23 protein-coding genes are annotated in these 26926 nt (G+C 64.5%); 19 read left to right on the top strand and 4 right to left on the bottom strand.

Going from position 1 to position 26926, the window contains the following annotated elements; translation table 11 throughout:
- The first annotated feature begins 303 nt into the window (after positions 1 to 303).
- From AC07S4_RS13240 to AC07S4_RS13270, 7 genes are all read left to right on the top strand, one after another.
- On the top strand, positions 304 to 4266 hold the full coding sequence (locus AC07S4_RS13240; RefSeq protein WP_494987087.1) for a DUF4214 domain-containing protein: 3963 nt from the start codon (positions 304 to 306) through the stop codon (positions 4264 to 4266).
- Between the two features lie 122 nt (positions 4267 to 4388).
- Positions 4389 to 4610 carry a DUF6447 family protein gene (locus tag AC07S4_RS13245; protein ID WP_494987088.1) on the top strand — a complete coding sequence of 74 codons (222 nt, stop codon included), beginning with the start codon at positions 4389 to 4391 and terminating at the stop codon, positions 4608 to 4610.
- Positions 4611 to 4859: 249 nt separating this feature from the next.
- Positions 4860 to 6686 (top strand): type I secretion system permease/ATPase, encoded by a 1827-nt coding sequence (locus tag AC07S4_RS13250; protein ID WP_494987089.1) that lies wholly within the window; start codon positions 4860 to 4862, stop codon positions 6684 to 6686.
- A 2-nt stretch (positions 6687 to 6688) separates the two neighbouring features.
- Positions 6689 to 8047: an HlyD family type I secretion periplasmic adaptor subunit gene (locus AC07S4_RS13255; RefSeq protein ID WP_494987090.1), complete on the top strand. Its 1359-nt coding sequence runs from the start codon at positions 6689 to 6691 to the stop codon at positions 8045 to 8047.
- 11 nt (positions 8048 to 8058) lie between these two features.
- A complete protein-coding gene (locus AC07S4_RS13260) occupies positions 8059 to 9387 on the top strand; it encodes a TolC family outer membrane protein (RefSeq protein WP_494987091.1) in 1329 nt (442 codons plus the stop codon).
- A gap of 7 nt (positions 9388 to 9394) precedes the next feature.
- Complete coding sequence (locus AC07S4_RS13265; RefSeq protein ID WP_494987092.1) at positions 9395 to 9598, top strand: DUF6447 family protein; 204 nt, start codon at positions 9395 to 9397, stop codon at positions 9596 to 9598.
- A 49-nt stretch (positions 9599 to 9647) separates the two neighbouring features.
- Complete coding sequence (locus tag AC07S4_RS13270) at positions 9648 to 10739, top strand: acyltransferase family protein (protein WP_494987093.1); 1092 nt, start codon at positions 9648 to 9650, stop codon at positions 10737 to 10739.
- A gap of 134 nt (positions 10740 to 10873) precedes the next feature.
- On the opposite strand, the gene AC07S4_RS13275 is transcribed toward AC07S4_RS13270, so the two are convergent.
- Positions 10874 to 11767, bottom strand: coding sequence for a sulfurtransferase (locus AC07S4_RS13275; protein ID WP_494987094.1), 894 nt, complete (start codon positions 11765 to 11767; stop codon positions 10874 to 10876).
- Between the two features lie 169 nt (positions 11768 to 11936).
- On the opposite strand from AC07S4_RS13275, the gene dnaE reads away from it, so the two are divergent.
- Both dnaE and AC07S4_RS13285 read left to right on the top strand, forming a co-directional pair.
- Complete coding sequence (dnaE, locus tag AC07S4_RS13280; RefSeq protein ID WP_494987146.1) at positions 11937 to 15482, top strand: DNA polymerase III subunit alpha; 3546 nt, start codon at positions 11937 to 11939, stop codon at positions 15480 to 15482.
- 9 nt (positions 15483 to 15491) lie between these two features.
- Positions 15492 to 17357, top strand: coding sequence for a DUF4214 domain-containing protein (locus tag AC07S4_RS13285; protein ID WP_494987095.1), 1866 nt, complete (start codon positions 15492 to 15494; stop codon positions 17355 to 17357).
- Between the two features lie 3 nt (positions 17358 to 17360).
- Here the strand turns inward: AC07S4_RS13285 and AC07S4_RS13290 are convergent, their stop codons facing one another.
- Together AC07S4_RS13290 and AC07S4_RS13295 are read right to left on the bottom strand one after the other, a co-directional pair.
- Complete coding sequence (locus AC07S4_RS13290) at positions 17361 to 17591, bottom strand: DUF6139 family protein (protein WP_161074058.1); 231 nt, start codon at positions 17589 to 17591, stop codon at positions 17361 to 17363.
- Positions 17592 to 17645: 54 nt separating this feature from the next.
- Positions 17646 to 18629, bottom strand: coding sequence for a VirK/YbjX family protein (locus AC07S4_RS13295; RefSeq protein ID WP_494987096.1), 984 nt, complete (start codon positions 18627 to 18629; stop codon positions 17646 to 17648).
- 215 nt (positions 18630 to 18844) lie between these two features.
- Between AC07S4_RS13295 and AC07S4_RS13300 the strand changes: the two genes are divergently transcribed.
- Together AC07S4_RS13300 and AC07S4_RS13305 are read left to right on the top strand one after the other, a co-directional pair.
- A complete protein-coding gene (locus tag AC07S4_RS13300) occupies positions 18845 to 20377 on the top strand; it encodes an ATP-binding protein (RefSeq protein ID WP_494987097.1) in 1533 nt (510 codons plus the stop codon).
- A gap of 1 nt (position 20378) precedes the next feature.
- On the top strand, positions 20379 to 20987 hold the full coding sequence (locus AC07S4_RS13305; RefSeq protein ID WP_494987098.1) for a response regulator transcription factor: 609 nt from the start codon (positions 20379 to 20381) through the stop codon (positions 20985 to 20987).
- A 24-nt stretch (positions 20988 to 21011) separates the two neighbouring features.
- On the opposite strand, the gene AC07S4_RS13310 is transcribed toward AC07S4_RS13305, so the two are convergent.
- Entirely contained in the window at positions 21012 to 21917 is a 906-nt protein-coding gene (locus AC07S4_RS13310) for a glycosyltransferase family 2 protein (RefSeq protein WP_494987099.1), read from the bottom strand.
- A gap of 308 nt (positions 21918 to 22225) precedes the next feature.
- Here AC07S4_RS13310 and AC07S4_RS13315 point away from each other — a divergent pair, with 308 nt between their 5' ends.
- From AC07S4_RS13315 to AC07S4_RS13350, 8 genes are all read left to right on the top strand, one after another.
- A complete protein-coding gene (locus tag AC07S4_RS13315) occupies positions 22226 to 23233 on the top strand; it encodes an O-antigen ligase family protein (RefSeq protein WP_494987100.1) in 1008 nt (335 codons plus the stop codon).
- Entirely contained in the window at positions 23230 to 24288 is a 1059-nt protein-coding gene (gene waaF, locus AC07S4_RS13320) for a lipopolysaccharide heptosyltransferase II (RefSeq protein ID WP_494987101.1), read from the top strand. The genes AC07S4_RS13315 and waaF overlap by 4 nt, the downstream gene beginning before the upstream one ends.
- 52 nt (positions 24289 to 24340) lie before the next feature.
- Positions 24341 to 24571 (top strand): type II toxin-antitoxin system VapB family antitoxin, encoded by a 231-nt coding sequence (vapB, locus tag AC07S4_RS13325; RefSeq protein WP_494987102.1) that lies wholly within the window; start codon positions 24341 to 24343, stop codon positions 24569 to 24571.
- Positions 24571 to 24984, top strand: a complete 414-nt coding sequence (gene vapC, locus AC07S4_RS13330; RefSeq protein WP_494987103.1) for a type II toxin-antitoxin system tRNA(fMet)-specific endonuclease VapC — start codon at positions 24571 to 24573, stop codon at positions 24982 to 24984. Before vapB ends, vapC begins: the two co-directional genes overlap by 1 nt.
- 119 nt (positions 24985 to 25103) lie before the next feature.
- Positions 25104 to 25685, top strand: a complete 582-nt coding sequence (locus tag AC07S4_RS13335; protein ID WP_494987104.1) for a catalase — start codon at positions 25104 to 25106, stop codon at positions 25683 to 25685.
- A gap of 42 nt (positions 25686 to 25727) precedes the next feature.
- Positions 25728 to 26063 (top strand): catalase family protein, encoded by a 336-nt coding sequence (locus AC07S4_RS13340; RefSeq protein WP_494987105.1) that lies wholly within the window; start codon positions 25728 to 25730, stop codon positions 26061 to 26063.
- A 16-nt stretch (positions 26064 to 26079) separates the two neighbouring features.
- Entirely contained in the window at positions 26080 to 26676 is a 597-nt protein-coding gene (locus AC07S4_RS13345) for a sigma-70 family RNA polymerase sigma factor (protein ID WP_494987106.1), read from the top strand.
- Positions 26673 to 26882, top strand: a complete 210-nt coding sequence (locus AC07S4_RS13350) for a zf-HC2 domain-containing protein (RefSeq protein ID WP_494987107.1) — start codon at positions 26673 to 26675, stop codon at positions 26880 to 26882. The genes AC07S4_RS13345 and AC07S4_RS13350 overlap by 4 nt, the downstream gene beginning before the upstream one ends.
- Positions 26883 to 26926: the final 44 nt, after the last annotated feature.

Consider the following 26926-nt stretch of genomic DNA (forward strand, 5'->3'; position numbering starts at 1 on the left):
TCGTGTCGTGCTGCCACTGTTTTGCCTGCCGGGCAAGCCCCGTCAAGACCGCAAATTCCCTATGGCGGCGGGCAAAGCGCGGTAAACCGCGTCTATCCTTGCGTTGGGCGCAATCTTCTCTGATAATGACCCGCCGCATAGTTTTCATTGGTTAATTTACTAACTATCGGAGGATATTGCTTATTTTTGTGATGGCTGTCACATGCTTGGGCAATACCTTCTGAGATTATTCGGTACGTTAGATTGTTTTGGCCACCGCGAGTCATGCAATTAACTTCAATCAATCCTTACTAGGAGTTTTAAATGGGTATTTACGCTGCTGATCTGCAAAAGCTGTACGTTGCTTACTTCAACCGTCCTGCAGATCCAGTTGGTCTGCAGTACTGGGAAGGCGTACTGGAAGCCAAATCCGCTACTCTGGACGCGGTGGCAAAATCGTTCGGCGACTCGGCTGAGTACAAAGCTGAATACGCTAACCAAACCGTTGCTCAAATCATCAACAAGATCTACATCAACCTGTTCGGCCACAACGCTGATACCCCAGGTCTGCTGTACTGGGCTAACCTGGTAACCAACGGCACCATGCCGCTGACCGTTGCTGTTCGTCAGATCTCCCAAGGCGCACAAGGCACCGACCTGGTCGCTTTCCAATCGAAGACCGCCGCTGCTGCGTCGTTCACCGATTACATCCAAGAGCAACCAGGTGGCGTTGCTGCCTACAACGGCGCCGCTGCTAACCTGGCCGCCAAGACCTACCTGTCGGGCGTTACCGACGAAGCAACCCTGGCAGCCGCTACCTCGGACGCTGGCCTGAAAACCGCGCTGACCAACGTTACCGTTGCTGCTGACCCACTGTACGCCGCTTCGGTTGCTGCACAAGCTGTTGTTGACGCTGCTAACACCGCTGCCGCCACCAAGGCTGCCGCTGCTACCGCCGCTGCTACCGCCGTGACCACCGCGAACACCGCCAAGATCGCTGCCGACACCAAAGCTGCTGCAACCGACGCAGTCAAGCTGGCTGCTGATTCGGTGACCGCTGCTGCCGCTTCGACCGCCGCTGCTACCGCCAAGACCACTGCTGACGCAGCTGTTGTTACCGCTCAAACCGCACTGACCGCTGCTATCGCTAGCGGCGACGCTGCTGCTGTTTCGCTGGCCAACGGCAAAGTCATCATCGCTCAAGACGTTGCTGCTAAAGCCGCTACCGCTGCTACCGCTGCTGCTGCTGCTGCTACCGCCGCTGCTGCCGCCGCTACCGCTGCTGCTGCTGACGACGCTGCCGCTACCACCGCTGGCACCGCTGTAGCCAACGCGCTGACCGCCGCTGTGACCGCTTCGGCCGCTGCTACCGCCGCTGCTGACGCTGCTGCTAAAGCCGCTGCTGACTTCACCAAGGCTGCTGCCGCTTCGACCCAAGTGTCGGACGACGCTGCCGCTACCGCCGCCGCCGCTGCCGCTGCTGCTGCTGTTGCCAGCGCAAAAACCGCTGCTGCAAACGTAGTTGTGGTTCAGACCGCATCGACCTACTCGGCTGCTATCGCTACCGCCGCTGCTGACGCTGCTGCCGCTACCGCTGCTTCCGCTGCGACCAAAGCTGCTATCGCTGCAACCAACTCGGCTGCAACCGCTAACGCCGCTATCGCTGCTGCCGCTGCTGAAGCTACCGCTGCTGCCAAAGCAAAAGCATCGGCTGACGCTGCTGTTGCTGAAGCTGCCAAGTACGACGCTGCTGCCAAAATCACCGTCTCGACCACCGACGACGCTGCTGCCGCTGCTGCTCTGACCGCTGCTAACACCGCCGCTGCCGCTGCTGCCGCTGCTGTGATCGCTGCTGCTGCTCAGCAAACCGCTGCTGCCGCTCTGCCAGCAAACTACACCGCGAAATCGTTCGTGCTGACCACCGGCATCGACAACTTCGTTGGCGCAAACGGCGAAGACAGCTTCACCGCTTCGTACAACACCGCCACCGTTCTGGGCGGCCTGGACACCATCGACGGCGGCGCCGGCGTTGACACCCTGAGCATCGCTGATTCGCTGACCCTGACCGGCGCTGCGTTCACCCTGGGTGGCATGACCGTAACCAACGTTGAAAAACTGAACGTTGCCACCAGCGGCGGCCTGACCGGCCTGGACCTGTCCGGCCAAACCGCGCTGACCGACGTTAGCCTGTCCGCTTCGGGCACCGCTGCTTCGACCGGCATCGTTCTGGGCGCTGGCGTAACCGCAGCTGTGAACGCTGCTGCTGGCAACATCGGCGTCACCGGCGGCAAATCGATCACCGCAACCACCACCGGCGCTAACACCGTGACCCTGGCTGGTACCGCACTGACCACCGCCACCGTTAAGGCTGGCACCGGCGCAGTTTCGGTAACTGGCGACGTTCTGACGTCCGTTAAAGTCACCGGCGGTAGCCTGGCTGCTGCTGGTTCGATCAGCAACAACACCAAAACCACGCTGACCACCGTCACCCTGGACACCGTTGACACCGCTGCCGACATCATCGGTAACGGTATCGCTACGCTGAACATCGGCGGCGCAGTTACTGCTACCCGCACCACCACCATCACCAATCTGACCGCTGGCCACGCGCTGACCGTGAACAGCACCGGTGCTGGCCTGACCTCGGCTGGCGCTGCTGCTACCGCCGTTATCACCGACGCGAACGCTACGTCGATCACGCTGAACAACAGCGCAGCAAGCAACATCGATCTGTCGGGCTCGACCCTGGCGGCATCGCTGACGCTGACCGGCGCTGGTGCTCTGACCCTGGCTCCAATGGGCGCAGCTACCACCAAGATCGACGGCTCCGCTGCAACCGGCGCGCTGACCCTGGGCACCCTGAACGCCGCTGCTGTGAACGTGAAAACCGGTGCCGGCGCTGATAGCTTCGCTATCTCGGCTACCGCTGCTGCGAACGTTGATGCAGGCGCAGGCAACGACACCGTGACCCTGAGCTCGGTTCTGGCTGCTGGTTCGCAAGTTCAGCTGGGCGCTGGCGACGACAAACTGCTGGGCGTAGCTGCTCAGGCTCCAGTTGCTGTTACCGGCACCGTTATCGACGGCGGCGCAGGCATCGACACCCTGTCGGCTGACCTGATCACCGTTGGTAACGCATCGAAGTTCATCAACTTCGAAAACCTGTCGCTGAACAGCACCACCGGCCTGGATCTGGCTCTGCTGACCGGCAACACCATCACCGCTCTGACCATGGATTCGCTGTCGACCACCGCGACCTACCAGAACGTGACCGCAACCGGCATCACCGACACCTTCGTTGGTAATAACTCGGGCTTCGTCAACACCCTGTCGCTGCTGAACGTTTCCGGCACCGCCGACGCATTCGCAATCAACTTCACTGCTACCTCGGCTGCTGCTCACGGCGGCGCTGCTAACGTGAAGATGGGTACGATTGCTGCCGCTGGCATCGAAAACTTCAACATCGCTTCGGGTGGCACTTCCGCTGCGAACAACTGGAACAGCGTAGTTCTGGGTGCTGACTCCAGCGCCAAGACCGTTACCGTGACCGGCGCTTCGAACCTGGACCTGACCTTCGCCGCTGGCTTCGGTTCTTCCGGCTCGTCGACTGCTGGTGTGACCGCGATCAACGCTGGTGCAGCAACCGGCGCCATCACGCTGAACACCGCCAACGTGACCCTGGGCACTGGCGTAGCGCTGGCTGTGACCACCGGTTCCGGTGCTGACACCCTGACCCTGGCTAATGCAAACGCCGCTGGCGTGACTGTGTCGACCGGCGCTGGCAACGATATCGTTACCTTGGGCACCGGTTCCTACACCGTGAACCTGGGCGATGGCGCTGACCGCGTAACCACCAATACCGGTGCTTCCACCATCACCGGCGGTGCTGGCGCGGATAGCTTCATCGTGTCCGCTACCCTGACCACCGCTACCGCTGCTTCGGCACCAGTGCAGACCACCATCAACGATGCAGGTACCGGCGACGTGTTCACCTTCACCATCGGTGGCACCAATGCATGGACCGCAGCCAAGATCGACGTCAGCACCGCTACCGCGCTGTTCGGCGGTACGATCAACGCGCTGGATCTGGCAGTTACCGCTGCTGGTGGTACCGACAACCAGATCACCTGGTTCCAGTACGGCGGCAACACCTACATCGTCAACCACGCTACCGCTGGTACCGACCTGGCAATTGGCGACAACGTAGTCAAGCTGGTTGGTCTGATCGACCTGAGCGGCGCAACCTTCGCTGAAGGCGGCGGTGCTGCTTCGACCCTGACCCTGGTGTAATTGATCATACTTCCACCCCGAGCTTCGGCGACGGGTGGTAAGTAGAGTCGAACAAGACCTCATTGCCCGCAAGGCAGTGGGGTCTTCCTGCTTTTAGCGTCATTATTTTTATTGAGACAACTATGCCTACTATCACTATCGACAACGAGGTGTATGACCTCGACACCCTGCCGGAGGCCGCCAAGGAGCAGCTGCGCAGCCTGCAATTCGTGGATGCTGAACTGGATCGCCTGCAGGCCAAGATAGCCGTCCTGCGCACCGCGCGCGGCACTTACGCCAGGGCGCTGAACGAGGCGCTGGCGCCGCTGCAAGCGCCTGTGCAGGATGAAATTCTCAAATTCTAGCCAACCCGATCCGCAGCGCTGGCGCCTTGCGCTGCTGCGGGTTACGAATTGATACAAGCTTTTTTGCTGTCGGATGCCAAAAAATGTGATCTACGTCACATTTCATTGAGGTTTTAGGCGATAATGTCTCGTCTTTAATCGAGCGCGCTGCCGTGTGCACCGCGCCTGCCGCAGTTCGGGCGCCGCCCTCCCGGAGGGGCGCAACGTGCCGTTGCTGTGCCTTTCTGCCGTACTTAGCAAGTCAATCACATGAAAAAACTACTCAATCCCAAGAGCGAAATCGAGCAGATCCTGTTTCGCTTCAAGAGCACCTTCTATACGGTAGGGGTCTTCAGCGCCATCACCAACTTGCTGATGCTGGCACCGTCGCTGTACATGCTGCAGGTCTATGACCGCGTGCTGCAAAGCAAGAACGAAATCACGCTGCTGATGATTACGCTGATGCTGCTGGGGACCTATCTCGTGTTGGGTGGCTTGGAGTTAATTCGCAGCTTTATTCTGATCCGCGTCGGCGCCAAGTTCGACATGGAACTGAATCGGCGTGTCTACACGGCTGCGTTCGAGCAGAACCTGAAGCAAGCCGGCGGCAACGCCGGGCAATCCCTGAACGACCTGACCAGCCTGCGCCAATTCTTGACCGGGAACGCGCTGTTTGCCTTCTTCGATGCGCCCTGGTTCCCGTTCTACCTGATCGTGATGTTTATGTTTGAGCCATCGCTGGGCTGGTTTGCCCTGGTTGGCGTAGTCGTGCTGGTGATTCTTGCCTTTGTGAATGAGCGCGCGACCCGCAAACCGCTGGCGGAGGCGAATTCGATGGCGATTGCATCAAGCTCCCTCGCCACCAATAATTTGCGCAATGCGGAAGTGATCGAGTCCATGGGCATGCTGCCCAACTTGATGAGCCGCTGGTTCAAGCTGCACGGCAAATTCCTTCATCTGCAGGCGGAGGCCAGCGAGAAGGCCGGCCTGATCGGCGCATTCACCAAGTTTGTGCAATTGTCGATGCAGTCGCTGATCCTGGGCCTGGGCGCGTTGCTGGTGCTCGAAAATAAAATCACGCCAGGTATGATGATTGCCGGCTCCATCCTGTTGGGCCGCGCGACGCAGCCGGTGCAGCAGCTGATCGCAGTATGGAAAAGCCTGAGCAGCACGCGCAGCGCCTACGAGCGCCTGACGGTGCTGCTGGAAAAGAACCCGGCGCGTCCGGCCGGCATGGAACTGCCAAAACCCAAGGGCACCTTGACGGTTGAGGCCGTTATTGCCGCCCCGCCCGGCGCCAAGGCCGCGCTGCTGAAAGGCGTGAACTTCGGTATTCATCCGGGCGACGTGCTGGGCATAATTGGCCCCAGCGGCTCCGGCAAGTCGACGCTGGCGCGCCTGCTGGTGGGCGTGTGGCCGTCGGCCAGCGGCAAGGTGCGCCTGGACGGCGCCGACATCTACCAATGGAACAAGGCTGAACTGGGTCCGCATATTGGTTATCTGCCGCAGGATATTGAACTGTTTGGCGGCACCATCGCCGACAACATCGCGCGTTTCGGCGAGATCGACGCGGAGAAGGTGGTCCTGGCGGCGAAACGCGCCGGCGTCCACGACATGATACTGCATATGCCGGACGGCTATGACACCTTGCTGGGCGACGGCGGCGCGGGCCTGTCGGGCGGCCAGCGCCAGCGACTGGGCCTGGCGCGCGCCATGTACGGCGACCCGTCCCTGGTGGTGCTGGATGAACCGAACTCCAACCTGGACGACGTCGGCGAGCAGGCACTGGTGCAGGCCATTGCCGACCTGCGCAAGCACGGCAAAACCATTGTGCTGATCACGCACCGCACCAGCGCGATTGCCGCGACCAATAAGCTGCTGGTGCTGCGCGACGGCGCGGTAGACATGTTTGGTCCGAGCGACCAGGTCCTGGCTGCGCTGCAGAAGAACCAGAAGGCGCTGGCGCAACAGGCGCAGGCTCAGCAAGCTCAAACCAAGGCGCAGCAGGCGGCCATGCAACAAGCCGCCGTTGAGCAGGCGGCAAGCCAGGCGGCGCAAGCTGCGGATGGCGGCAAGGCGACCACGGAACAGGAATGAATATGAAACTGATCGATACTAAAGCTACCGCGACCGAAGTCATCAGCCATGATGTGGCGCCGCTGACTGTCAACACGGATGCGCGCGTTTATAGCAAACTGGGCTGGGTTATTGTCCTGGTGGGCGTGCTTGGTTTCCTGTTGTGGGCTACCTTTGCGCCGCTCGACAAGGGCGTTCCGATGCCGGGCAACGTGGCCAAGGAAGGCAACCGCAAATCCATCCAGCACCAGACCGGCGGCACCGTCGAGGACATCCTGGTCAAGGAAGGCGACACCGTCAAGCAGGGGCAAGTCCTGGTGCGCATGAATGGCGTCCAGGTGAAAGCGCAGGCGGAAATTACCAAGGTGCAGTTGATTTCCACCTCGATCGCGCAGGCGCGCCTGCTTGCCGAGCGCGACGGCAAGTCGTCATTCGGCGTGCCGGAGGTGGTGGCCAGCCTGAAGGACGACCCGCGTGTCGCGTCCAATATGGCGCTGCAGTTGCAACTGATGAGCGCGCGCCAGACTGGCCTGCAAAGCGAGCTCGCCGCGCTGGAAGAAACCGCCGCTGGCTTGAAGTTTCAGCTGAATTCGCTCCAGGCGGTCCGGGAAAGCAAGCAGCAGCAGGGCGCGTACCTGAAAGAGCAGCTGGACAATGTGCGCGACCTGGCCAAGGACGGCTATGTGGCGCGCAGCAAGCTGCTGGATCTGGAGCGCAACTACGTGCAGCTGAACGGTGAGCTGGCCGAGAATGCCGGCGCCATCGGCCGTACCCAGCGCCAGATCGCCGAAATGATGCTCAAACGCTCTCAGCGCAGCCACGAGTACCAGCGCGAAATTGGTTCGCAGCTGGCCGATGTGCAGAAAGAGGCGCAAGCGCTGGAAAGCCGCCTGAAGGCGGAAAGCTATGCGGTCGACAATATCGAAGTCAAGTCGCCGGTGGACGGCGTCGTGATCGGCATGGCGGTGTTTACCAAAGGCGGCGTGGTGCAATCGGGCTTCCGCATGATGGACGTGGTGCCTCTGGGCGACGTCATGATCGTCGAGGGCCGCCTGCCGGTCAATCTGGTCGATAAAGTCCACGCCGGCTTGCCTACCGAGCTGATTTTCTCCGCGTTCAACAGCAACACCACGCCGCATATTCCCGGCGTAGTCACCAAGGTATCGCCGGACCGCCTGATCGACGATCACACCGGCCAGCCTTACTACACTGTGCAGGCCCGGGTGACTCCGGCCGGCCTGAAAGAGATGCAACAGCATAAGCTGGAAGTGCGTCCCGGCATGCCGGTGGAACTGTTCGTGAAAATGGGCGAGCGCACGATGATGAGCTACCTGCTGAAACCGGTGCTGGACCGCGCCAAAACGTCCATGTCGGAGGAGTAATGCGGCACTTTTTGCGATCGAAACGGGGCCTGCTGGTGCAGGCCGTCGGGGCGGCCTTGCTGGCCCACAGCTCCGGCGCCGCCGCGCTGGGCTTGATGCAAGCCTACGAGGCCGCGCTGAAAAACGACAGCGTCTATCGTGCGGCCTACTATGCCAAAGAAGCCGGCCAGGAAAACCGCGTGCTGGGCCGTTCTGGCTTGTTGCCCAGCATTTCCGCCAGTTACAGCGGCAGCAAGGCCAAGAGCGAGATCACGAGTAACGGCCATTCCGTTAACCAGGACTACATCAGCCGCTCTTCCAGTGTGCAAGTGCGCCAGACGCTGATCAACTTCGACGCGCTGGCACGCTACAAGCAGGGCGTGCTGCAAACCGAGTACAGCGATGCGGTCTTCCTGAGTGAATCGCAGCAGGCTGCGATGCGCGTGGTCGGGGCCTATATCGAAGTGTTGTTCAAGCAAGACCAGCTGGCGTTGGCGAAAAGCGAACGCGACACCTATGTGGAACGCATGAAGGTCAATGACCGCATGCTGGAGAAGGGGGAGGGCACCCGCACCGATATGCTGGAAACCCGCGCCCGCCTGGACGTGGCGGAAGCGGCCGTGCTGGAGGCGGAGGATAACTTGGCGGCCACCCGTCTCGGCTTGCAAGCCATCGTCGGCGCGGACGTGAGTCTGGGTGAACTGGATCCGCTGACACCGGCCTTCCATCGTCCGCCCGAAGACAAGCTGGGCCTGGAAGGCTGGCAGCGTCTGGTTATGGAAAGCAATAATGAAGTGCGGGCGCGCAAGCTTGGCGTCGAGATCGGCCAGCAGGAGATCAACAAGCAGCGATCCGGGCACTTCCCCCGCCTGGACGCGGTCGCCTCCTATGGCAAGTCCGATTCGGATACCATCAATACCATCAACCAGTCGTCCACCACGCGCAGCATCGGCTTCCAGCTCACGGTGCCGATCTATGCCGGCGGTGCGGTGAACGCTTCCACCCGCCAGGCCGTGGCCAACCGCGAAAAGGCCAAGGCCGATCTGCAGACCGAGATCGACAAGGCCATGCTGGAGCTGAACAAAGATTACGACGCGCTGGTAAGCAGCGTGAAGAAGATCGAAGCGCTGATGAAGGCGGTTGATTCGGGCAAACTGCTGGTGCAGGCAACCGAGCAAAGCATCAAGGGCGGCGTGCGCATCAATCTGGACCTGCTGGATGCCCAGCGCCAGTTGAGCGCGACCGTGCGCGATCTGGCTCAGGCGCGCTACACCTACATTCTGTCCTATCTCAAGCTGCGCGCCGCATCGGGCACGCTGTCGTCCAGCGATGTCCGCGAGATGGCCGGATATTTCCGTTGAGCGTGCAATGGACGAGCCTTTGCAAGTAACGGTGGATGGCGTCAGCTACCTGGTGTCGGAGCTGAGCGCGGAAGCGCAGGAGCAAGTCAACAATCTGCGCTTTGTGGACCAGGAGATGGCGGCCTTGCGTTCGCGGCTGGCACTGTGCGGCACCGCCCGCATCGCCTACGAAAACGCGTTGCGCCTGGCTGTGCCGCGTTCGATACAGTAAGGCCGCCGCCGCTGGTGACGCGGCTTGGTTGTAGGGTAAGATTGCGGCCATGAAATCTCTCAATCTTCCCTACAACCCGCGCCTGGACCAGCTGCGCTGGCTGGCCGTCACCGTCGTCTTCCTGTTCCACTACTACCACGAGTACATGCGCCAGGGCGGCGCGCCGCAGTACAACGTGCTGCTGGCGCCGGTCACCGAAGGCCACACCGGCGTGGGCCTGTTCTTCGCCCTGTCCGGTTTCCTGTTCATGCAGATCGCGCAGCGCCAGCAGCACATCGTCTACCGCGACTTCCTGCGCAACCGCCTGCTGCGCATCGTGCCGCTGTTCCTGGTGGTGTTCGTGCTGGCCACCTCCATCGGCCGCGACAAGTTCGCGCCGCAGGATTTGCTGTATGTGCTGGCCACCAACCTGGGCCTGGCGCCGACCTCCTACACGGTGGTCACCGGCGCGGCGTGGAGTATTTCGGTGGAGTTCACCTTCTACCTGGTGTTCCCCTTCCTGGCGCGCTTCGCGCTCGAGCGCGGCGCCAGCTATCTGCTGCAGCTGCTGGGCATCATGGTCTTCCTCAAGCTGGCCGCCTACACCGCCAACGAGAAGAGCACGCTGATGTTCTTCAGCACCCTGGTGGGGCGCTTCGACCAGTTCCTGATCGGCATGCTGGGCGCATTTGTGGTGAGCCGCCACGCGGCGCAGCTGCGCCGCCACGGCGCCTGGCTGGCGGCGCTGGCGGCGGCGCTGGTGTATGGCAACTGCGTGCTGGAAGCGTCGGTATCGCGCTTCGACCCGGCCTCGCATGACAAGTTCTGGATTTTCTGGTCGATGCTGGAAGCGTTCGGCTGGACCTGTTTGATCGTGTGCTGGGTGGGCTGGGAGCGCCGCATGCCGGCCTTGCTGGAGCGCGTGCTCGAGCATGGCGGCAAGATCAGCTTCTCCTTCTACCTGCTGCACATGGCGGCGCTGACCGTGCTGGCCAATTTTATCGGCCTGCCGCACTGGACCAGCAGCCGCGCGCTGGACGCGGTGCTGGCCTTCCCGCTGGTGTACGGCGCCACCTGGGCCATCTCAGCGCTCAGCTACCACGTGATCGAACAGCCCTTCCTGCGCCTGCGCCGCAGCTACGGCGACAAGCCGGCTGCGTAGCGGACATGGCGGGTTACGCGCGGCTGCGCCGGCTCGGCGCCTCCCACTAACCCGTCCTACGCGTGTGTAAGACAGCAGCGTAGGGCGGGTCAGCGGCAGGGCCGCGTAACCCGCCGGCTCCGTCGCGTTGCAGCTTAAGCTGCGGCCTGCTTGCCGTGGCAGTGCGGGCAGGACACGCCGTACACATACTGCTCGGACAGCTGCTCGCGCGGCGTGACCACGGCGCGGCAGGCGAAGCATTGCGTGGTTTCCACCGCCTCCAGCTGCGGATTGAGCGCGGTGCGGTAGTCGAACACGAAGCAGTCGCCGGTGTAGTGCGCGCCGCCCACTTCCTCGAAGTACTTCAGGATGCCGCCTTCGAGCTGGTAGACGTTGTCGTAGCCGATGTTCTGCATATGGATGGCGGCTTTTTCGCAGCGGATGCCGCCGGTGCAGAAGGTGACCACGGTCTTGCCGTCGAAGTCGGCCTTGTGCGCCGCGATCAGCTCCGGGAACTCGGTGAATTTCTTGATGCGGTAGTCCACCGTGTTGTCGAAGGTGCCCACGTCCACTTCGAAGTCGTTGCGGGTGTCGACCATCACCACCGGCTTGCCGGCGTCGTCATGGCCCTGGTCCAGCCAGCGCTTGAGGGTGTGCGCTTCCACGAAGGGCGCGCGGCCTTCTTCCGGCTTGATCAGCGGCATGCGCATGGTGATGATCTCTTTCTTGATCTTCACCAGCATGCGCTTGTGCGATTGCTCGCTCGACAAGCTTTCCTTCACTTCCAGGTCCGCCAGGCGGGCGTCGCTGCGCACCCAGGCCAGGTACTGGTCGATGTCGGCGCGCAGGCCGGACAGGAACATATTGATGCCTTCCGGCGTCAGCAGGATGGTGCCCTTCAGCTTGAGCTGGGCGCACTGCTCCTGGTACTGCGGGCGCAGGTCTTCCAGGTTGTCGAGCGTGATGAATTTGTAGGCAGCGATGTTGACATACGGGGTCGCCGTTGCTGCGCCGGCTGCTGCGGGCGCGCTGGAGGTGTGAGCTTGCATGGTGCGTTTTCAGGAAAAAGCGGAACAGCCGCTATTATAAGCTGTGCCGCATCCGCGCTTGCAGAAATGCTGCGCGCAGCGCCGGCTGCGAAGTGTTCAGTTAGCGGCGGCGGGCTGTGGCGCGGTAGAATAGCAGCTCATTGGAACACTGGCGAGCAGCAGCATGAACATGATGGTAATCGAACAAGAAGGCGGCGCCGCAGCCGCCGCGCAACCGCCGCAAGGCCCGGCTTTCGTCCACCTGCGGGTGCACTCGGAATACTCGATTGTCGACGGCCTGGTGCGCATCGATGACCTGATCGGCGCGGTGGCCAAGGACAAGCAGGCGGCGCTGGCCGTCACCGACCTGGGCAACCTGTTCGGCATGGTCAAGTTCTACAAGGCCGCGCGCGGCAAGGGCATCAAGCCGGTGATCGGCTGCGAGGTGTGGATCACCAACGACGACAACCGCGAAAAACCGTCGCGCCTGCTGCTGCTGGCGAAAAACCGCATGGGCTACCTGCAGCTGTGCGAACTGCTGTCGACCGCCTGGCTCACCAACCAGTACAAGGGCCGCGCCGAGATCCGCACCGAGTGGCTGGCCGAGCGCGCCAACAAGACCTACGAGCTGCTGCCCAACGAGCGCACCGACAACGGCCTGATCGCCCTGTCCGGCGCGCAGTACGGCGACATCGGCGCCGCCATCGACAACGGCAACCTGGAGCTGGCCGAGCGCCAGGCGCGCAAGTGGGCCGCCATCTTCCCCGGCCATTTCTACGTCGAGATCCAGCGCGCCGGCCAGGCCAACCAGGAAGCCCAGGTGCGCCATTCGGTGGCGCTGGCGGCCAAGCTGGGCCTGCCGGTGGTGGCCACCCACCCGGTGCAGTTCATGTCGCCGGACGAATTCATCGCGCACGAGGCGCGCATCTGTATCGCCGACGGCGAGATGATCGCCAACGCCAAGCGCGTCAAGCGCTACAACGAGCAGATGCGCTTCCTCACGCAGGCCGAGATGGGCGAGCTGTTCGCCGACCTGCCGGCCGCGCTGCAAAACTCGGTGGAGATCGCCAAGCGCTGCAACGTCACGCTCACGCTGGGCAAGCCGCAGCTGCCGAACTTCCCGACCCCGCCCGGCATGACCATCGACGAGTTCCTGGTGGCCGAGTCCAAGAAGGGCCTGGAGATGCGCCTGGAGCACCTGTTCCCCGATCCGGCCAAGCGCGAGGCCGAGCGCCCGCGCTACGAGGCGCGCCTGAAGTTCGAGACGGACACCATCTGCAACATGAAGTTCCCCGGCTACTTCCTGATCGTGGCCGAGTTTATCCAGTGGGCCAAGGAAAACGGCGTGCCGGTGGGGCCGGGCCGGGGTTCGGGCGCGGGTTCGCTGGTGGCGTATTCGCTGCTGATCACCGACCTGGATCCGCTGAAATATAATCTGCTGTTCGAGCGTTTCCTGAACCCCGAACGTGTATCGATGCCCGACTTCGATATTGACTTCTGCCAGGAAGGCCGCGACCGCGTGATCCAGCACGTGAAGGACCTGTACGGCCACCACGCCGTGTCGCAGATCGCCACCTTCGGCACCATGGCGGCCAAGGGCGCGATCCGCGACGTGGGCCGCGTGATGGACTTCGGCTATATGTTCTGCGACGGCGTGTCCAAGCTGATCCCGTTCAAGCCGGGCAAGCCGGTCTCGATCGCGGAGGCGATCGAGGAAGAACCCATGCTCAAGGAGCGCCAGCAGAACGAGGAGGAGGTGCGCCAGCTGCTGGACCTGGCGCAGCAGGTCGAGGGCATCACCCGCAACATCGGCATGCACGCCGGCGGCGTGCTGATCGCGCCGGGCAAGCTGACCGACTTCTGCCCGCTGTACACGCAGGGCGGCGACGGCGGCGTGGTGTCGCAGTACGACAAGGACGACGTGGAGGCCGTGGGCCTGGTCAAGTTCGACTTTTTGGGCCTGACCACGCTCACCATCCTGGACCGCGCCGTCAACTACATCAAGGATCTCGATCCGAAAGAGGCCGACTTCGACCTGGCCAAGCTGCCGCTGAACGACCGCGCCTCCTACGATCTGCTGACCAAGGCCAAGACCGTGGCCGTGTTCCAGCTGGAGTCGCGCGGCATGCAGGGCATGCTGAAGGACGCGCGTCCCGACCGCTTCGAGGACATTATCGCGCTGGTGGCGCTGTACCGTCCCGGCCCGATGGACCTGATACCCGACTTCTGCAAGCGCAAGCACGGCGAACGCTTCGACTATCCCGATCCGCGCACCGAGTCCATTTTGTCCGAAACCTACGGCATCATGGTGTACCAGGAGCAGGTGATGCAGATGGCGCAGATCGTCGGCGGCTACTCGCTGGGCGGCGCCGACATGCTGCGCCGCGCGATGGGCAAGAAAAAAGCCGAAGAGATGGCCGAGCACCGCGAGATCTTCCGCGCCGGCGCCGCGAAAGACGGCCTGTCGGCCGAGAAGGCCGACGAGATCTTCGACTTGATGGAAAAGTTCGCCGGCTACGGCTTCAACAAGTCGCACGCCGCCGCCTACGCGCTGCTGTCCTACCACACGGCCTACCTGAAGGCGCACCACCCGGCCGCCTTCATGGCGGCCAATATGTCGCTGGCCATGGACGACACCGAGAAGGTGAAGATCCTGGTCGAGGACTCGATCGACATCTGCGGCCTGACGGTGCTGCCGCCGGACATCAACAAGTCGTCCTACCGCTTCCGTCCGGACGGCGAGGCGCCGTCGGTCACCGGCAAGAAGGTCACCCAGATCCGCTACGGCCTGGGCGGCGTGAAGGGCGCCGGCCAGAACGCGATCGAGGCCATCATCGCCGCGCGCGAAGCGGGCGGGCCTTTCGTCAGCCTGTTCGATTTCTGCAAGCGCGTGGACAAGAAGCAGATCAACCGCCGCACCATCGAAGCGCTGATACGCAGCGGCGCCTTCGACTGCCTGGAGGTGGACCGCGCCGTGCTGCTGGCCACGGTCACCTTCGCCATGGAATGCGCGGACCAGGAGGCCAAGGCGGCCAACCAGGTCAGCCTGTTCGGCGGCGACGATTCCGACCTGGTGGCGCCGCCCGAATACGTGAAGTGCGCGCCCTTCACCGACCGCCAGAAGCTGGCCGAGGAAAAGACCGCGCTGGGCTTCTACCTGTCCGGCCACATGTTCGATTCCTACGCGCCGGAAGCGCGCCGCTTCTCGCGCACCAGGCTGGCCGACCTCGAGCCGTCGCGCGAGCCGCGCATGATGAGCGGCGTGATCACCGGCATGCGCCCGCAGATGACGCAGCGCGGCAAGCTGTGGATCATCACCCTGGACGACAAGAGCGCCGTGGTGGAAGTGACCGTCTACAGCGAAGTGTTCGACGAGAACAAGCGCATGTTCAAGGACGACGAATTCCTGGCTGTGGTGGGCAAGGTGTCGGAGGACCGCTTCTCGGGCGGCCTGCGCATCTCGGCCGAGAAGGTGTACGACATCATCGCCGCGCGCAGCCAGTTCGGCCAGCAGTTCGGCTGGACCATGCCCACCACGGTGAGCGCGGCCAAGCTGCAGGAAGTGCTCACCCCTTACCGCGACGCCAACGGCCTGCCGGTGGCCATGCGGGTCAAGCCGCAGGGCGTGGACTGCGTGGTGCAGCTGGGCGAGGAGTGGCGCGTGGCGCCGTCGGACGCGCTCAAGCTGTCGCTGGAACAGGTGCTGGGCGCGCGCGAAGTGGCGGTCGAATACTAGGAGAGAAGCATGGCTACCGTTACCGAGGTCACCACCGCGCCGCTGTCCGGCCTGAACTACATCGACGCCTTGCTCGATGACGGGCCGGCCTGGAACTACCTGGCGCCGTCCACCGGCAACACCATCAGCTACACCTTCTCCACGGCCAGCGGCCTGCAATCGAGCAACAGCAGCATCCAGAGCGCGCCGCAGGCCTTCACGGCTGCGCAGCAGGCCGCCACGCGCACGGCGCTGGCCTACCTGAGCAGCATCACCGGCATCGTCTTCACGGAAACCACCAGCGGCACGGCGGCCAAGGTGCACTTCGCCTACGCCGACATCGTCGGCGCCAATACCTCGGGCCTGTGCAGTTGGGGCATCAACTACTCCTACAAGAGCGGCGAGGTGATCACGGCCTATAACGCCAACGCCTATATCTACCTGGACAATGTGCAGTGGGGCGGCCAGAACAGCTTCCTGGGCGGCGGCCAGGGCCTGGAAACGCTGCTGCACGAGATGGGCCACATGATGGGGCTCAAGCATCCCTTCGAGGGCGACATCGTGCTGCCGGCCGGCAGCGACACCACGGCCAACACCTTGATGTCCTACACCGATTCCGGCGGGCCGTATGCGAGCTACAGCCAGTACGACCTGGCCGCGCTGAAATGGCTGTACGGCGGCGACGGCCTGGGCGGCCTGCTGGGCGTGGGCTCGAGCGGGGGCGGGCGCTACTACACCGGCACCAGCGCGAACGACGCGCTGACCGCCGGCGCCGCCGACGACGCGCTCGAAGGCGTGGGCGGCAACGACACGCTGGACGGCGGCGCCGGCACCGACACCGCCATCTATGCCGGCCTGCGCGCGGCCTACAGCGTGGTGCAGCTCGACGCGCTGAACTGGCGCGTCAGTGGCGCCGAGGGCGTGGACACGCTGCGCAACATCGAACTGCTGCGCTTCGGCGACGGCACGCTGGCGCTGTCCAGCCTGGACTCGCTGGCGCCGGCCGCGCCGGTGCTGGTGTTCAGCAAGGACGGCGGCGCGGCCGCCAGCGGCAACCATCCCCTGTTCAGCGGCAGCGCCGAAGCGGGAGCCAGGGTGGAGTTGTTCAACGGCGCCGTCAGCCTGGGCGTGGGCACGGCGGCCGCCAACGGCAGCTGGAGCATCCAGCCGGTGGCGCTGGCCAACGGCAGCTACAGCGTCACCGCCAAGGCCACCGATGCGAACGGCAATGTGTCGGCGGCGTCGGCGGCGCAGGTGTTTACGGTGGCGAGCAGCCTGAACCTGAGCGGCACGGCGGGCGCGGACACGCTGGCCGCCACGGCCGGCAATAATTTCCTCGACGGCGGGGCCGGCACGGACACCGTGCTGTACGGCGGCGCGCGCGGCAGCTACACGGTGGCGAAAACCGCCTATGGCTACACGGTGGCCGACCTGGCCGGCGCCGGCGGCACCGACCTGCTGGTGGCGAGCGAGCGCATCAAGTTTGCCGACAAGATCCTCGCCATCGATATCGACGGCGCGGGCGGGCAGGCTTACCGCGTCTACCAGGCCGCCTTCAACCGCGCGCCGGACTTGCCCGGCCTGGGCTACTGGATAGGGGTGATGGACCGCGGCGTGGGCCTGGGCGAAGTGGCCGCCAATTTCATGACCAGCGCCGAGTTCATCAAGCTGTACGGCAGCGCCACGCCCAGCAACGCCACGCTGGTCAACCTGCTGTACAGCAACGTGCTGCATCGCGCGCCGGACGCGGACGGTGCGGCCTACTGGCTGAATGTGCTCAACAAGGGCCTGGCCTCGCAGGCCGCCGTGCTGGCTTCGTTCAGCGACAGCCCGGAGAATTACGCCCAGGTGATAGGCGCCATCCAGAACGGCTTCGAGTACACGCCCTTCGTTTAAGCCTTACAGGTCCTTCAGGCCGGTGATGGCGTAGCCTTTCACGCCGATCTGCTGGTGGGGCTGGGAGATATGGAAGTCGGGCAGGGCCTCGGCGCCATCGTCCACTTCCAGCGCCATGCTGGCCGCTTCCCAGTCGGTATTGATGGCTTCCTGCGGGATGGGTTTGCCTTCGGGCACGGCCAGGTAGGAAAACAGGCCGTCGTGTTCGGCCCGGCGGTAGATATCCAGTCGCATTGCATGCTCCCAGGTTGTGGTGGTGGTGCGGCGATTCTACCGCACCGCGCCGATTCAGGCCGCCGCCAGCGCCGTGTCCAGTGTGCTCTCCAGTTCGACGGCGCGCACCGGCTCCCGTGCGATTTCCCGCAGCGGCTGCTGCTGGCCTTGCGGCTGCGGCGCGCCGATGCCGTCCACCACGCTGGCCGCCACGGCCACCAGCAGTTCGTGCCGCTTGCGCGCTTCCGAACGCTTCTTGGAGGCGATCTCCTCCATCACCGGCGCCGTCAGCGGGCCGCAAGCCAGGGCGTAGTCGCCGTCGCTGCGCGGCTGGGCGCCCATCTCCGTCCACAGCGCGTTGTAGTCCGCATGCACGCGGCCTTTGCGGATCTGCTTCAGCACGGCGCGGTTGTCGTTGCCCACCAGCAGCAACTGGCTGCAGCCGTAGGCGTAGCCCAGCTGCTGCACCAGGCGCACCAGCAGGTTTTTCGGGCGCAGGCCGTGCAGGTCGCGGGTGGCCTCGCGCGCCAGCTCCAGGCCGTCGCCGCATTGCGGCCCCTGCAGGCAGCCTATGCCCACGCTGGCCTGGTGGCCGTCCGCGAGGAAGGAGAAGGCCACCGAGGACACCAGCGTCTCGCCGCAGCGCAGCTGGAGCACCAGTTCGCCTTCGCGCTCCATCGGCACGATGGCGCGCAGGTCGATCTGGTAGACGGTGCCGGACTTGCCGGCAAAGCTGGCCAGCTCCACCCGGCCGCGCGTGGCTTGCGCCACCACCGGCGCCAGGCCGTGCTGGAGCACGAAACGGTAGTGCGACACCAGGGCCGCCAGGCGCTGGCGCTGGGTCAGCCGGCTGCTCAGGTAGGGACGGTAGATTTTGTGCAGCAAGCGCGGCTGCATATGCGCCAGCTCGCGCAGCGCGTGGTGCGAATTGAGCGCCTGCAGCCAGCCGCGCGTGAGCAGCGGATGGGCCAGTGCGCGCACTTGCAGCTTGACGGCCGCACAGGCCATGGAGGGCAAAGATTTCCGTTCCAGCCCGGCGCGGAGGGTGATAGCCTGCATGTTGTTCGGTACTCCAGAGTGCGATGTTCAGTGATAAATGCGGGCGGCGAGGGCTGGGCCGGGGAAACACTACGTTACAATCAGAAATATATCGGTGCGCGCAAGCGCTGACAATTCGCGAAATAGCTTAAGGGAAACACTTACATGGCAGAAAGCTTGGCCCGATGAGGCGCTTCTCGGCATTGGCATGGTCAAATTTGCACGGGCCGTTATTCTTGTTGCTATACCTGCTGCTCGACTGGCTGACCTATGTCGACCCGCTGTACGGCGTCAATATCACGCCCTGGAATCCGGACCCGGCGCTGGGCCTGGTGTACTGGCTGCGCTACGGAAAAAAAGCCGCGCTGCCGTGGTTCGCCGCGTTGTTGCTGGGCGATATATTGTTTAGAGGAATGTCGGCCGGGCCGCTGTACACCTTGCTGGGCGCGCTCAGCCTGACCCTGGGCTACGGCCTGATCGGCGAAGGCCTGCGGCGCAACTTCAGCAACGGCGCCATGTTCGACAACCGCGACCGCCTGCTGACCTGGCTGGTGGCGGTGGCGGCCGGCGCCCTGCTGAACGGCGTGGCCTATGTGGCGCTGCTGTCCTCGGCCGGGCAGATTCCGGCCGGGCAGGGCGCGCTGGCGGTGTGGCGCTTCGCCATCGGCGACATGGTGGGCATCATGGTGTCCATGCCGCTGATCTGGATGCTGGCCGGGGAGGAGAGCCGCGCGCGCCTGCGCGCGGCCGCCTGGCGCTGGGAAACCCTGGGCTACCTGGTGCTGGCCGTGTGCATGCTCACGGCCGTGTTCGGCCACATTGCGCGGGCCGAATTCAAGCATTTCTACTTCCTGTTCCTGCCGGTGATCTGGGCCGCCACCCGCCAGGGCGTGTACGGCGCGGCGCTGATCGTGTTCACGCTGCAGCTGGCCATCGTCACCCTGGTGCGCTGGAACAACGCGGTCGACATCGAAGTGGCCGAACTGCAGCTGCTGGACGCGGTGCTGGCGCTGGTGGCCTTCTTTATCGGCATCGTGGTCGACGAGCGGCGCCAGGTGGCCGACGAACTCAAGCACACGCTGCGGCTGGCGGCGGCCGGTGAAATGGCGGCGGCGCTGGCGCACGAGCTGAACCAGCCGATGACGGCGCTGTCGGCCTACGGCAAGGCCTGCGAGCACCTGCTCGAGCGCGGCGAGACCGGCGAGCTGCTGAAAGGCGCCATCGGGCGCATGGTGAGCGAATCGGTGCGCGCGGCCGAGGTGGTGCGGCGCCTGCGCGACTTCTTCCGCACCGGCGCGCTGCGCCTGGAGCCGGTGCCGGCCAGCGCGCTGCTGGCCGCCATCACGCAGCAGTTCTTCAGCCAGTGCCGCGAGCAGGGCGTGGAGCTGGCGGTGGCCCAGGCGCCGCCGGTGTCGGTGCTGGCGGACCGGCTGCAGGTCGAACTGGTGCTGCGCAACCTGCTGGCCAACGCGCTCGACTCGGTGGCCGCCTGCGCGCCGGGCCAGCGCCGCATCACGCTGTCGGCGCAGGCGCTGGGCGGCGCGCGCCTGCGCATCACGGTCGAGGACAGCGGCGCCGGCGTGTCCGAGGCGCTGTCGCGGCGCCTGTTCGAGCCCTTTGTGTCGACCAAGTCCAGCGGCCTGGGCCTGGGGCTGGTGCTCAGCCGCGCGATTATTGAAGCGCACGGCGGGAAATTGTGGGCGGAGGTGGCCGAACACGGCATATTCCGCTTTATACTCCCGGCGCTGGAAGGCGAAACTGGAGAATAGCGTGGCATTGGACCTGACCGTATTTATCGTCGACGACGACCCGGCCGTGCGCGACGCGCTCGGCCTGCTGCTGGGCGTGCGCGGCTACCGCACCGCCGTGTTCGCCAGCGGCGAGGCGCTGCTGCAGGCCTGGCGGCCGGACTGGGCCGGTTGCCTGCTGATCGACATCCGCATGAGCGGCATGGACGGGCTGGAAGTGCAGCAGCGCCTGGCCGCGCTGGGCAACCGCATTCCCATCGTCATCGTCACCGGCCACGCCGACGTCGCGCTGGCGCGCGCCGCCTTCAAGGCGCAGGCGCTGGACTTCCTGGAAAAACCGTTCGACGACGCCAAGCTGGTGGCCGCCATCGACGAAGCGTTCTCGTCGGAAGCGCGGCAGCGCCGCCAGAACCGCGAGCGCGACGACCACCTGGCGCTGCTGCGCGAGCTGACGCCGCGCGAGCGGGAAGTGATGCAGCTGGTGGTGGAGGGGCGGCACAACCGCGAAATCGCGCCGGAGCTGGGCATCAGCGTGCGCACGGTGGAAGTGCACAAGGCGCGGCTCATGGCCAAGCTGGGGGTGGGCAATGTGGCCGACTTGGTGCGCATCGCCATGCTGGACCAGGGCTGAGGTCCCGGGACTTACTTATTTTATTTACTTGCTGGCGGCGGCCAGGCTGGCCTGCGCGGCAGGCCGCACGCCGGGCGGCACGGCTTGCGGCCCCGGCGCCGTGTTGGCCGGGGTCTGCGACTGCAGCCCCTGCGCCGCGCGCACGGTCTTGTCGGCGGCGCGCTGCAGCACGATATGCCGGTTGCGGTCCTCCAGGCTGCGCTCATTCTCCTTGTGCCACAGGTGGTACACCTCGGTGGCGAAGGCGCCTTCCTTGCGCATCACGCCGGCATTGAACAGGCGCACCACCAGGTCGGAATCCTCATGGCCCCAGCCCTGGAAGCTCTCGTCGAAGCCGTTCACGGTGGTCAGGTCGCTGCGCCACACGCCCAGGTTGCAGCTCTTGATGCGGCGCCAGCTGAAGCGGCGGCTTTCGCGGCCGAAGTTGGGCAGCGTCAGCACGGTCTGCAGGAATTTGTTCAGGTCGCCGGTCAGGCGCAGCTTGAGCTTGTCCCACACGGTCAGGCCGCGCAGGCTGAGGCGCTCGGCCAGCAGGCGCAGCGTGTAGCCCGGACTGAGCAGCACGCGGCTGCCCGTCACCAGGTAGCCCGGCCGGGCCAGCTTGCGGTGCTGGCTGATGAAATTGGGCTGCGGCATGCAGTCGCCGTCCAGGAAAATAATGTAGTCGCCGCTGGCGGCCAGGATGCCCTGGTTGCGCGCGCGCGCGGCGCGGAAGCCCTCATCCGGCTGCCACACGTGCAGCAGCGGCACCGGCGAGCGGCGCTTCAGGTTCTCCACGCATTGGCGCGTGTTGTGGGTGGAGCCGTCATCAGCGATAATGATTTCGAATTGATTATCGTCCTGGCAGAAGCAGGCCTCCAGCACTGCCGCCAGGGCGTCGGGCCGGTTGTAGGTCGTGATGATGACGGATATTTTTGACGCTTGTTGCATGAAGTGGATGCTGCCTGTGCTGATTTTTGCAAGAATAAGCTCACAAAACATTAATGAATAATACTTTTACAAAAAAAAACATTCTGCAAGACAACGCACTATCTTATCTCATCCACAGTCTGATTTTCCTGCTGCCGGCCCTGGCCTTAATCACGCGCAATAGTGTCAGCACGGTAGGCTTTCTGTTCCTGCTGGCCGGCATGCTTTGCTGGCGTGCAGCAAAACCAGGCTTATTGCGTCATCTTACTGAGGTTCGGACGGTTTTAACAGCGTTTGGTATCAGTTTCGCATTCGCGCTGGCGGGTCTATTGTTGCATCCCGACATACAATTGCGCGCACTGGAGAAACCCAGCCGTATCTTTTTCAGCGTCACCGTACTGCTGGCCGTGCTGGCGCTGCGCCCCAGCCGCAAGGCCCTGTGGGCCGGCCTGATCGCCGGCACCGTGGGCGGCGCCGTGTTCATCTGCTACCAGCGCTGGGGCCTGGGCATAGACCGGCCCGGCGGCCTGATCAACTCCATCACCTTCGGCGATATCGCGCTGTGCATGGGCATGATGTGCCTGGCGGCGGTGCTCGATTTCAAGGGCAGGCAAGTGCTGTGGCCGGCGCTGGGCGCGCTGGCCGGCCTGCTCGGCTCGGTGGCCACCGGCACCCGCGGCGGCTGGGTCGCCATCCTGTTTGCCGCCGTGCTGTTCATCAAATACGGCCATTTCCTGCGCAGCCGCGTCTCCAAGGCGCTCGCGGCGCTGGTGATGGTGCTGTTGGTGAGCACTTACTTCATCGACCAGACCGGCACCCGGGGCCGGGTGCTGCAGGGCGTGTACGACGTGACGGCCTATTTCGACGGCACCGTGCGCCTGACCAATGTGGGCGTGCGCTTCGAGCTGTGGAAGGGCGGGCTGGCGCTGGCCGCGCAGCACCCGTGGCGCATTTCCACCCACAAGGAGATCCGCGCGGAGCTGGAGCAGGAAGTGGCGGCCGGGCGGCTGCAGCCCTTTGTGCTGGAGGCCGAGCACTTCCATAACGACATGATGCACGTGCTGGTGTACGGCGGCATCCCCGGCCTGCTGGTCTACCTGTTCACCATGATCGCGCCCTTCCTGTTCTTCCTGCGCATACTGAAAACCCACGAGTCGGCCAGCCCGTCCGTCATCGCGCCCGCGCTGGCGGGCATGCTGCTGGTGACCGGCTATTTCAGCTTCGGCCTGACCGAGGTCATCTTCTGGTCCATCCTGAGCACCATGTTCTACGTACAAATGCTGTTCCTGCTGATGGGCTTTTGCCTGAACGCGCAGGACGAGAGGATAGCGCCATGAGCCAGGTACCGCCGCTGCCGCCGCTGCCGCCGCGCACGCTGGTGATTTCTCCCAACTGGATAGGCGATGCCGTCATGGCGCAGCCGCTGCTGGCGCTGCTGCGCGCGGCCCATCCGGAGCGGCCCATCGACGTGCTGGCGCCGCCCCAGGTGGCGCCGGTGTGGCGCCAGATGGCCGAAGTGGACCAGGTGCTGGAAACCCCGTTCCGCCACGGCCCGCTGCAGCTGCGCGAGCGCTGGCGCTATGCGCGCGAGCTGCGCCGGCGCGGCTACGCGGCGGCGTATGTGCTGCCCAACACGCTCAAGTACGCGCTGATCCCCTGGCTGGCGGGCATCCCGCAGCGGGTGGGCTATAAAGGGGAAAGCCGCTATGGCCTGATCAACGTCATGCACCGCGACGACGTGCCGCCGCGCCCCATGGTGCCGTTCTACGCGGCGCTGGCGCGCGCGCCGCAGGCGCCCCTGCAGCCGGTGCCGCGCCCGGCGCTGCAAGCGAGCGCCGAACAGATCGCCGCCGCCTGCGCGCGCACCGGGCTGGACCCGCAGCGCCCGCTGGTGGCCTTCGCCCCCGGCGCCGAATTCGGCTCGGCCAAGCGCTGGCCGGCCAGCCATTTCGCCGGCCTGGCGCAAGCCATCGTGGCGGCGCATCCGCAGGTGCAGATTGCGCTGCTGGGATCGCCCAAGGACAAGGACGTGTGTTCGGAAGTGGTGGCCGGCGCCGGGGGCAACGCAGCCGCGCTGTACAACCTGGCCGGCGCCACCAGCCTGGCCGAGGCCGTGGCCTTGATCGCCCACGCCAGCGCGGTGGTCAGCAACGACTCCGGCCTGCTGCACATCGCTTCGGCGCTGAACCGGCCGGTGGTGGCCATCTACGGCCCCACGGACCCCGGCCACGCGCCGCCGTTCTCCGACGTGGCCGCGTCGATCTCCCTGCGCCTGGAGTGCGCGCCGTGCAAGCAGCGCGAGTGCCCGCTGGGCCACCACGACTGCATGCAAAAGATCGCGCCGCAGCAAGTGTGGCAGACCCTGCAGCCCATGCTGGCGGCTATTGACTGATTAAAATGTAGGCCTACAATGTATATGCCAAACGTATATGCGAGGAGGCCGTATGGAACAGGGAGCTGTTTTTCAGAGCAATCGTAGCCAAGCAATACGTCTGCCTAAAGCTGTTGCGTTGCCGGAAGACGTGAAGCGGGTCGATGTCGTGGTGCTGGGCAGGACGAGAATCATTTCTCCTGCCGGGGAGTGCTGGGATAGCTGGTTTGACGCCCCTGGCGTGAGCGATGACTTTATGGCTGAACGTGGCCAGCCCGCAGAGCAGGAGCGGGAGGCGTTTTAATGCTGAAGCTCATTCTGGACACGAATACTTGTATTTTCACCATCAAGCACAAGCCGGCAGAAGTCCGGGAGAAATTCACTCGGCACCACGGTGAAATGTGCATGAGTACAGTCACGTTGATGGAGTTAATCTATGGCGCCGAGAAGTCTGCGAGCCCTGCGCAGAATTTAGCAGTGGTGGAAGGGTTTGCCGCACGTCTCGAGGTGCTCGACTATAACCAGGATGCCGCAGCGCATACGGCGCAAGTGCGCGCAGAGTTGGCCAAACTGGGTACTCCTATCGGTCCTTACGACTGCATGATTGCAGGGCACGCGCGCTCGCGGGGCTTGATCGTCGTAACAAACAATCGGCGCGAGTTTATGCGTGTGCCGGGCCTGCGGGTCGAGGATTGGGTAAGTGGCGTGGCGCCATGAGGCGCGGCGCCTGAAAAATAGTTGTAACATCGGCGAGTGAGCGGCGACTTAACAGCATATCCCCACTTTTTTGGAGAACTGTTTTGAACGCCACGCTTATCCACAGGAGCTTACTCGCCATGACCATCTCGCTCGTCGCCCACGCCCAAGCCCAAACGCCAGCCCAGGCCGAACCGTCTCCCGCCGCTCTGGTCGACGCATTGAACAACACCTTCGGCAAGCACGCGGGCAAGCGCGCTTCGCACGCCAAGGGCTTTTGCGCCACCGGCGTGTTCACCCCGGCCGCCGGCGCCGCCGGTTTCGCCGGCAGTCCTTTGTTCCGCCAGTCCAGCGTGGCCGCGCAGCTGCGCTTCTCGGTTGGCGGCGGCAATCCCGGTGTGTCGGACAAGAGCCGCAGCGTGCGCGGCTTGACCAAGCGCCTGAGCGGCGGCGGCGAGGTCTACGACCTGCTGCTGCTGTCGGAGCCGGTGTTCTTCGCCGCCACGCCGGCTTCCTTCGTCAGCTTCCTGGAAGCGCGCGTGCCCGATCCCGTCACCAAAAAACCGGACGCGCAAAAAATCGCCGCCCACAACGCCGCCTATCCTGATGGCGCGCGCCAGCCGGCGCTGCTGGCCGCGCACGCCGCGCCGCAGTCCTACGCCACCACGCCGTACTTCTCCAACAACGCCTTCGTGTTCGGCGGCGAAGGGCAGGCCAAGTAGCACGCCCGCATCGTGGTGGCGCCGCAGGCCGGCACGCACTACTTGAGCGCGGAACAGGAACAGAGCCTGCCGGACCAGTTCCTGCAGGCCGAGCTGCGCGAGCGCCTGGGCAAGGAGGGCGTGGCCTACACCATCTACGCCCAGCTGCCCGCCGCCGGCGACAGCCTGTCCGATCCGAGCCTGCCGTGGCAGGGCAGCGCCAAGGTGTCGCTTGGCACGCTGGCGGTGCAGGCGCTGGACGACGCGGGCGCGTGCGACGGCGTGGTCTTCATGCCGGGCAATCTGCCCGCTTCCATCACCATGAGCGACGACCCCATCCTGCGTTCGCGCGCGGCGGCCTACGCCGTGTCGCTGGCGCGGCGCAGCAGCGGCAAGTGAGGAAGGAGCGCAGCGCATGAAGGCAAGCGGCGAGGACGGGCAGGACGGCAAAGGCGGTGGCTGGCAGGAGCTGGCGCGCGAGCGCCCCTTCCTGCTGCGCCTCGCGCGCCTGCAGCTGTCCTCGGCCGCCGACGCGGAGGATGCCGTGCAGGAGACCCTGCTCGGCGCACTCAAGGGCTGGGACGGCTACGCGGGCAAAGCCAGCGTGCGCAGCTGGCTGACCGGCATCCTGCGCTTCAAGATCATCGACATCATCCGCGCGCGCCGCATGGCGCCGCTGGACGACGCGGCGGCCGCCGAAGACGCCGACGGCTTCAGCATCGACGCCCTGTTCACGGCCGAAGACGCCTGGCATCCGGAAGTGTTCATCGACACGGTGTGCGCCGAAACGCAGGCCTCGCAGCGGCAGCTGCTCGACATTGTGGAGCTGTGCATGGCGCGCCTGCCCGAGCAGACCGCGCGCATCTTCCTGATGCGTGAATACCTGGGCCTGGAGCTGGCAGAAATAGAGCAAGGCGCCGCCATCAGCGGCGGCAATCTGCGCGTGGTGCTGTACCGCGCGCGCATGCGGCTGCGCGAATGCACGGTGCGGGCCTGGGGAGAAGAGCAATGAACGACGAAGTAAAAAAACTGACCTGCCGCGAAACCACCTATCTGGTCTGCGGCGCGCGCGACGAAGCGCTGACGCCCGCGCAGCACAGCCAGCTCGCGCACCACCTGCAAGGCTGCGACGCCTGCCGTGTCGCCTCGCGCCAGTTCGCGGACCTGTTCGCGCAGCTCGACGTGCTGTTCGCCGCCGGCGCAGCGCGGGAAAATTAAATTAATATAAAGCTAGGTGATATGTGCAAAGCCGCGTATATTGC

The sequence above is a fragment of the Pseudoduganella sp. GW821-FHT05F09 genome (assembly GCF_059419605.1).

Excerpts from the sequence above, each read along its gene's own strand:
- AC07S4_RS13350 (WP_494987107.1), top strand. The coding sequence starts at position 26,673 with ATGAACGACGAAGTAAAAAAACTGACCTGCCGCGAAACCACCTATCTG.
- AC07S4_RS13250 (WP_494987089.1), top strand. The coding sequence starts at position 4,860 with ATGAAAAAACTACTCAATCCCAAGAGCGAAATCGAGCAGATCCTGTTT.
- vapB (WP_494987102.1), top strand. The coding sequence starts at position 24,341 with ATGGAACAGGGAGCTGTTTTTCAGAGCAATCGTAGCCAAGCAATACGT.
- dnaE (WP_494987146.1), top strand. The coding sequence starts at position 11,937 with ATGATGGTAATCGAACAAGAAGGCGGCGCCGCAGCCGCCGCGCAACCG.
- AC07S4_RS13240 (WP_494987087.1), top strand. The coding sequence starts at position 304 with ATGGGTATTTACGCTGCTGATCTGCAAAAGCTGTACGTTGCTTACTTC.
- AC07S4_RS13245 (WP_494987088.1), top strand. The coding sequence starts at position 4,389 with ATGCCTACTATCACTATCGACAACGAGGTGTATGACCTCGACACCCTG.
- AC07S4_RS13265 (WP_494987092.1), top strand. The coding sequence starts at position 9,395 with ATGGACGAGCCTTTGCAAGTAACGGTGGATGGCGTCAGCTACCTGGTG.
- AC07S4_RS13345 (WP_494987106.1), top strand. The coding sequence starts at position 26,080 with ATGAAGGCAAGCGGCGAGGACGGGCAGGACGGCAAAGGCGGTGGCTGG.
- AC07S4_RS13255 (WP_494987090.1), top strand. The coding sequence starts at position 6,689 with ATGAAACTGATCGATACTAAAGCTACCGCGACCGAAGTCATCAGCCAT.
- AC07S4_RS13285 (WP_494987095.1), top strand. The coding sequence starts at position 15,492 with ATGGCTACCGTTACCGAGGTCACCACCGCGCCGCTGTCCGGCCTGAAC.
- AC07S4_RS13270 (WP_494987093.1), top strand. The coding sequence starts at position 9,648 with ATGAAATCTCTCAATCTTCCCTACAACCCGCGCCTGGACCAGCTGCGC.
- AC07S4_RS13275 (WP_494987094.1), bottom strand. The coding sequence starts at position 11,767 with ATGCAAGCTCACACCTCCAGCGCGCCCGCAGCAGCCGGCGCAGCAACG.
- vapC (WP_494987103.1), top strand. The coding sequence starts at position 24,571 with ATGCTGAAGCTCATTCTGGACACGAATACTTGTATTTTCACCATCAAG.
- AC07S4_RS13295 (WP_494987096.1), bottom strand. The coding sequence starts at position 18,629 with ATGCAGGCTATCACCCTCCGCGCCGGGCTGGAACGGAAATCTTTGCCC.
- AC07S4_RS13290 (WP_161074058.1), bottom strand. The coding sequence starts at position 17,591 with ATGCGACTGGATATCTACCGCCGGGCCGAACACGACGGCCTGTTTTCC.
- waaF (WP_494987101.1), top strand. The coding sequence starts at position 23,230 with ATGAGCCAGGTACCGCCGCTGCCGCCGCTGCCGCCGCGCACGCTGGTG.
- AC07S4_RS13310 (WP_494987099.1), bottom strand. The coding sequence starts at position 21,917 with ATGCAACAAGCGTCAAAAATATCCGTCATCATCACGACCTACAACCGG.
- AC07S4_RS13335 (WP_494987104.1), top strand. The coding sequence starts at position 25,104 with ATGACCATCTCGCTCGTCGCCCACGCCCAAGCCCAAACGCCAGCCCAG.